This is a genomic window from bacterium (assembly GCA_035370465.1).
Lineage (GTDB): Bacteria > Ratteibacteria > UBA8468 > B48-G9 > JAFGKM01 > JAGGVW01.
Genome location: DAOOVW010000064.1, coordinates 1 through 6,822, shown reverse-complemented (window position 1 = coordinate 6,822; position 6,822 = coordinate 1). Strand labels below are relative to the sequence as shown.

General features: G+C 30.9%; 6 protein-coding genes. 4 read left to right on the top strand and 2 right to left on the bottom strand.

From position 1 onward, the window contains the following. The coding region (locus PLW95_07530) for an alkaline phosphatase (GenBank protein ID HOV22505.1) at nucleotides 1-1,139 on the bottom strand (1,139 nt) is incomplete at its 3' end. Nucleotides 1,140-1,209: 70 nt separating this feature from the next. Between PLW95_07530 and PLW95_07525 the strand changes: the two genes are divergently transcribed. The 4 genes from PLW95_07525 (at nucleotide 1,210) to PLW95_07510 (ending at nucleotide 5,554) form a co-directional block, all read left to right on the top strand. After that, entirely contained in the window at nucleotides 1,210-1,746 is a 537-nt protein-coding gene (locus PLW95_07525) for a DUF4416 family protein (protein HOV22504.1), read from the top strand. Continuing rightward, nucleotides 1,730-2,611 carry an alpha/beta fold hydrolase gene (locus PLW95_07520; protein HOV22503.1) on the top strand — a complete coding sequence of 294 codons (882 nt, stop codon included), beginning with the start codon at nucleotides 1,730-1,732 and terminating at the stop codon, nucleotides 2,609-2,611. Before PLW95_07525 ends, PLW95_07520 begins: the two co-directional genes overlap by 17 nt. A gap of 449 nt (nucleotides 2,612-3,060) precedes the next feature. Further along, nucleotides 3,061-4,380 carry an alginate export family protein gene (locus PLW95_07515; GenBank protein HOV22502.1) on the top strand — a complete coding sequence of 440 codons (1,320 nt, stop codon included), beginning with the start codon at nucleotides 3,061-3,063 and terminating at the stop codon, nucleotides 4,378-4,380. A 58-nt stretch (nucleotides 4,381-4,438) separates the two neighbouring features. After that, the gene (locus tag PLW95_07510; protein ID HOV22501.1) at nucleotides 4,439-5,554 is read left to right on the top strand and encodes a GNAT family N-acetyltransferase; all 1,116 of its coding nucleotides are present in this window, start codon (nucleotides 4,439-4,441) and stop codon (nucleotides 5,552-5,554) included. A gap of 3 nt (nucleotides 5,555-5,557) precedes the next feature. Here PLW95_07510 and PLW95_07505 read toward each other — a convergent pair whose 3' ends face one another. Beyond that, nucleotides 5,558-6,223 (bottom strand): vitamin B12 dependent-methionine synthase activation domain-containing protein, encoded by a 666-nt coding sequence (locus PLW95_07505; protein ID HOV22500.1) that lies wholly within the window; start codon nucleotides 6,221-6,223, stop codon nucleotides 5,558-5,560. Nucleotides 6,224-6,822 lie beyond the last annotated feature (599 nt).

Genomic DNA, 6,822 nt, shown 5'->3' with positions numbered 1-6,822 from the left:
TCAATTATTTTAGGAAAATTTTTTATACCAAGTATTTCAGAAATTGTTTTAGGGATATAAGTGTGATGGTTAACTCCTGTAAATTTTTCAGCCATTGGACCAAATGCAAATAATATCACAGGAATAGGAGTATGACTTGGAGATGCCCATCTAACCTGCATATCTTCACCATTTAAATTTCCTCTTATAATACTCATTCCTCCTGTTTCATGGTCAGCAAGAACAATAACTAATGTTTGTTTATCCTTCATTGCAAAATCAATCCCAACTTTTATACTTTCATCAAAAAGTGCTGTTTGTTGAATAACATTATCAATATTATTGACATGTGCCCATTTATCAATTTGTGACCCTTCTACCATTAGGAAAAATCCCTTTTTATTTTGACTTAATATTTCAATTGCTTTTTGTGTCATTTCTGCCAAAGTTGGCTCTGGTTTAGTGGATAATGAACCCATTTCAAATAGCCCTAAGAGGTAATTTGTTTTAACATTCATCATTTCCTCTTTTGTTTTAACAAAAGAATAACCTATTTTTTTTGCTTCCGATATCAGGTCTCTTTCATCATCTCTTTTGCTACCAGAAGAAGATTGAGGAATAAAATACTGCCTACCACCACCAAGTAATACATTTACTTTACTTTTTAGATATTGAGATGCAATTTCTGTTTCTTTAGTTCTTGCCATTACATGACAGACAAAACAAGCAGGTGTAGCATCAGTAATAGGACTTGTAACAACTATCCCTGTTGACGCCCCCTTATCTCTTGCTGCTTCAAGTATAGTATAAAGAACCTTACCATCAGGAGACATTGAAATAATGCCATTGTTAGTTCTATAACCAGTTGCAAGTGCTGTACCTGCTGCTGCGGAATCTGTTATAAGAGAATTAGCAGAATAAGTGTAAAGAAGACCTGTTATTGGCATACACTCCATATTAAGGATTCCTTCTGCTCCTGATGTTTTTATATGTGTTGCTGCAATTTGAGATAATCCCATACCATCACCAATAAAAAGTATTATATTTTTTACTTCTTTGTTTTCTGTAATTAAAGGTAATTTTTCTTTTCCCTGTTGAGCAAAACTATTTACAAAAAACAAAAATAAAACAATAAATACCAAATAAATTTTCTTTTTCATAATAACTCTCCTCGTCTCAAAATATTATACAGTCAATTTTTGATTTTTTTAAATATGGTAAAATAAAAAAATGGGAAAAATAAAAAATCCAATACCTGTAAAAATTTTCTGTGGATTTATCTATAAGGATGCAGAAATAATTTTAAAAGTTGAGGAAAAACTTAAAGAAAGATGGGGAAAAATTGATTTTGTATCATATCCTTTGCCCTTTAATTTCACTGACTATTATAGTGAAGAAATGGGAAAAAATTTAATGAGAAAATTTATATCCTTTTCAAAAATTATTCTTCCTGAAAAATTATGGGAATGGAAAATTTTTACCAACAAAGTTGAAGAAGAATTTTTAGAAAATGGGAAAAGGAAAGTAAATATTGACCCAGGATATCTTGACTTATCAAAAATTGTTCTTTTATCAACAAAGGATTTTTATCATAGAATTTATTTAGGAAATGGGATTTATGCAGAAGTTACAATGTATTTCAGTAAAGGAAAATACCAGTTTTTCCCATGGACATATCCTGATTATAGAACAGAAAATTATATAAGATTTTTTGAAAATATAAGAGAACTATACTCAAAGCAACTTAAAAATGAGAATGTTAATTAGAATTTTAATAGATGCAGTAATAATTATCTTTGTTTTAACAATTATTTTTGGCTGGCGAGCAATTATGCCAGCGAGAGCACCAAGATATCTCATCCCTTCTGATTTGGGAATCCCATATGAAAAAGTAAATTTTCAAACAGATGATGGGAAAAAATTAACTGGATGGTTAATTCATTCACCAAAAAGTAAATCAGTTATAATTTGTCTTCATGGTTATCCATCAAGTAAATCAGATATTTTACCTGTTGTTTCATATCTCTATCCTGATTTTTCACTTTTACTTTTTGATTTTAGAGCACACGGTGAAAGTAAAGGAAAGGTTGTTTATTTTGGATTAAAAGAATATCTTGATGTAAAAGCAGCAATTGACTTTTTAAAAAATGATAAAAGAACAAAAAATTTAAAAATTGGTGTCTGGGGATATTCCTTAGGTGCTTCTGTTGGAATTATATCTGCCTCAAAATATCAGGAAATAAAATGTCTTGTTTCTGACTCCGCTTTTGCAAATTTTCCTGAAATGATAACTCATTACTATAAAAAATTTGGTCCTTTAAAATATGCTTTCTCTTATCTTTCAAATTTACTTGGTAAAATTATTTTAAAAGATGACTTTATGGAAAATAGCCCGGAAAATTATATTGATAAAGTCAAATGTCCTGTTTTAATTATTCATTCAAGAGAAGATGATTTTGTCCCTTTTTCTCATGCTGAAATATTATATAATAAAATAAAGGGGGAAAAGGAATTATTTGTTTTAGAAGGAAGTCATGTTGATTTTGACGCAAGATATAATCAAGAATATAGAGATAAGGTAAAAGAATTTTTTTGTAAATACTTAAATGAGAAGGTAGTGTCAAAAAAATAGATGAAAGAAAGATGAAAAATTAAAATCCCCTCTAACTCCCGTTGTGCTATCTGGGAGACGATGACGCACCAACTCTGAGAAGCAAGGTAAGCAACTTTAATCGGTTTGTTAAAGGGGAGAGTGTTACTCCTTCCTTTATTAAAGGAAGGCCGGGATGGATTTCTATTTAACGCACCAACTCTTAGAAACAAGGTAAGCAACTTTAGTCGGTTTACAAAAGGGGGGAATTGGGGGGATTTCCCTCTCCCCGCAGAGCGGGGAGAGACTCAGCGATAAACTACGCCTGAGTGGATGGATTTCTAAATCCCCCTTTCTAAAAGGGGGAAATAAGACAAAAGCAGATAGTTTTTCACCTTAATTCCCTTCCTTTTTTAAAGGAAGGGTAGGGATGGATTTAGAAGTAATGCCAATAAATTTTTAAGAATCAATGAGAAAAACAAGGAGAAAAAATGAAAAATAAATTATGGCTGATTATTATGTTTATTTTTACAACTGCTGTTTTTTGTGAGGCCAATTTTGATTATGGTTTAATTTTCAGGTTAAGAGAAGAGTATCTTAAAAATGCCTGGGATTTTAATAATCAAAGTAATGTTTTTCAAAATGACAATTATTTTAGAATAAGAAGTTCCTTCTGGATGAAATATAATTTTGGTGAAAATATATCTTTATACACAAGGTTAACAGGAGAACCAGACATATATCTACATTCAAAAGGGACATTAAGAAATATGGCAGGAAATTATATAGGAGATAATGAAATTGTTATTGATAATTTATATCTTGATGTTAAAAATGTTTTTAATTTACCTGTTGATTTAAGAATTGGTAGACAGGACTTTTTGCCTCCTTATGGAGAGGGTTTTTTAATTATTAATGGCACTCCTCAAGACGGTTCAAGAACTCTTTATTTTAATGCAATAAAAACAACATACCATTTCAATGAAAACAATTCTCTCGATTTGATTTTTCTTTATAATAGAGATGAAGACAAATATCTGCCAGTAATAAATGATTTAGAGACAAAATTAATTAATTCTGATGAAAAAGGGGTTATTCTTTATGGGAATTTTAAACCAACTGAAAAACTTTCACTTCAACCATATTACATTTATAAAAGCGAAGATGCATATACAACACAAAATGGAACAAATATACCAAAATTAGAACTTAATACAATTGGAGTAAGACATGTCTATTCTTTTAACCCGTGGCAATTAAGGGGAGAACTATCTTATGAATTTGGTGAATATGAAGATGATGATAATAGAAATGCAGTTGGTGGATATGTTTATTTAACAAGATTTTTCAAAGATAAAAAATTCTCTCCATCTCTTGATTTTGGTTTTGGGTATTTGTCAGGAGATAATGATAAAACAAAAGGAACAGAAGGATGGGACCCTTTATTTTCAAAGTTCCCATGGATAAGTGAACTTTATCTTTATGCTTATGCTATTGAAGCAGGTGAGCCGGCTTACTGGACAAATACTCAATTATGGAGAACTGCACTTACTCTTAATCTTTCAGAAAAAACAGACCTTTTGATTGCTTACAATTATTTAAGAGCAAATGAAAATTTAGATGGTACTGCTCCATTTTTTGGTGATGGGAAAGAGAGAGGACATTTACAGCAATTAATTTTAGAACATAATTTTAATAAAAATGTAAGTGGGCACCTATGGTGTGAGTATTTTATTCCAGGTGATTTTTATTCATCTAATAATCAGGACCCTGCATTATTTTTTAGATGGGAGATGATATTTAAATTTTAATGTAAGTTATTGATTTTCAATAACTTGTTAACTTACGAAGTTAACAGAAGGAGGAAAAGTGATTGAAATAGCAAAAAAAAGTGATTATGAAAAAATTTTGAGATTTCTTGAAAGTGCATATGGACATTTTTTTAATTTCTTCCCTTTGACTTACCCTAATGAATGGGAAGAAGAAAATTTTGATTATGAAAATACCTTAATCATAAAGGAAGAAGGACAAATTGTTTCTCTTGTAAAAGTTTTCCCTTTACCAATGGTATTTGAAGGAATTGAAGTGAAATTTGCTGGAATTGGTTCTGTATCAACTGCTTATTCCCATAGAGGAAAAGGATATATGAGTGAATTGCTTAATGAGTGTTTTGAAAAAATGAAAAAAGAAAATTATCCTTTATCTATTTTATGGGGAGATAGACATAGATATCAAAATTTTGGATATGAAGTTGCTGGTAAAAAGGTATATATAACAATTACTTCAAGAGGCATTGCAAAAAATAAAATAGAAAGTGATAAAAAGACAGAAAGATTTTTAGGAGATAGAAAAATTCTAAACAAAATTATTTCTGCCTATAATTTACATCCATACAGAAAGATAAGAACAGAAGAAGAAATGTTTGAAAAAGTCCTGAAAAAATTTTTACCTGCTACTTATTATCTTGAAGGCCAAAATAAATTTGCATATGTTTCAATTTCAAGAGAGGGAGGGATTTTAGAATTTGGTGGAGATGAAGAATTAATTTTAAAAATTTTAAAATATCTTGAAGAAAGGTTTAGTTATTCTTCTTTTTCTCTTTTTTATCCTGATTTTGAATATATTCCTGATTTAATTTTCTCTACTGCTTCCTCTTGGCAAATATGTCCAGATGGTATGATAAAAATTATTGATTTATTCCAAACACTAAAAATTTTCTCAAAAAAATTTCTATCAATACCTGAAAATTTTGAAATTACTTTTTCAACAGAAAACCAATCAGCAATTTTAAGAAAAGAAAAAGGAGATATTATAATTAAAAATGGGAAAGGGAAAAACGAAATTTTCTTAAATGAAATTGATATGGTAAAATTATTTTTTGGGACTGATTTCTGGAAACCAAAAGGAGGGAGCAAAGAAATTTTAAATATCTTAAAAAGTGTTTTACCAATAAATGTATTTATATGGTCATTAGACCATATTTAAAATTTACTTAAAAACCTTCTCAAATTCTGCTTTTCTATGTGGACAATTTTTTCTACTGCATAACTTACAGGTATTAAAATTTTTTTCAGTTGAAAAAATAATTCCTGAAACGGACTTATTTGGTATCATTAAATTTGAATCAGTTAATTTTACCCCAAGAAGTTTTTCTGTATCACCAAAAAGGGAAAAGAGTTTTTTCTGCTCTTCAATTCTCCATAATCCAAGTTCTCCACTACCAGGTGACATAATTGAGACATTACCAAGTGAAAAATTTTTCTTTAAGTATTCAATAAGATGGTCTCTTGCAATAAATAAAAATTGCTCTTTTATTATGTCCCACCAATATTTTTCTAAAAAATCATCATTTCCAAATTTTTTATTCTCCATTTCCATTCCTGATGTTGCAATAAAAGGAAAAACCCTGCCAACTTTTTCGAGATTTTTTCTCAATAACTTGCTTTCAAAAATAATACCATTTATTTTAACTGTCTTTTCTCCCAATTCATCAATAAAACCTTCTATATAAACAACTTTTGGATTCCCTATTTTCATCCCTTCATTTAGTAATTGTTCAAACTTCTTTTCATCTTCTGTCCCTTTTTTTATTTTTAGTTTTTGCATAATTAGTTCTTTATCCACTGATAAAGGAAAGTCATTCAAAATTTCCATTTTTCTCCTCTTGGCTTTCAAGTATTGCCAAAATTGACAAATAACTTTCATAATAACCCCCTCGCCTCTCCGCCAGTTCTGCCAAAATTGGCTATAGCTTTTATAATGCCTTTCTTTGTCTTTTAAGGTTTTTATATGTCTTTATATCCCTCCCCCCTCTTTTTGCTTCTCTTCCTCTCCCTTTTTTTCTTTCTTCCCTCTCCCCAGTGGGGAGAGGCTCGCCCGTATGTCATACGCCCGAGGGGTATGGGTGAGGGGGAAAACTTTTTTCCCTTCCTTTAAAAAAGCATGTCCGTCAATGTCTTAGTGCGATAGCCCGCCAACGTATCAGTGGCGGAGGGGAGAAGGATGTGAGGGATTTCCTGTAATTTCCCAAATCTCCCCTAAGCCCTGTTGTGCTATCTGGAAGACGATAACGCACCAACTCTGAGGCACAAGGTAAGCAACTTCAGTCGGTTTGTTAAAGAGGAGAAAGTATCAAATCCCCCCTCATCCCCACCTTCTCCCCAACGGGGAGAAGGAAATAAATCCCCCTCAATCCCCCTTTTTCAAAGGGGGAAGCATCTCTCCTTCCCTTATAAAGGGAAGGTCGGGATGGA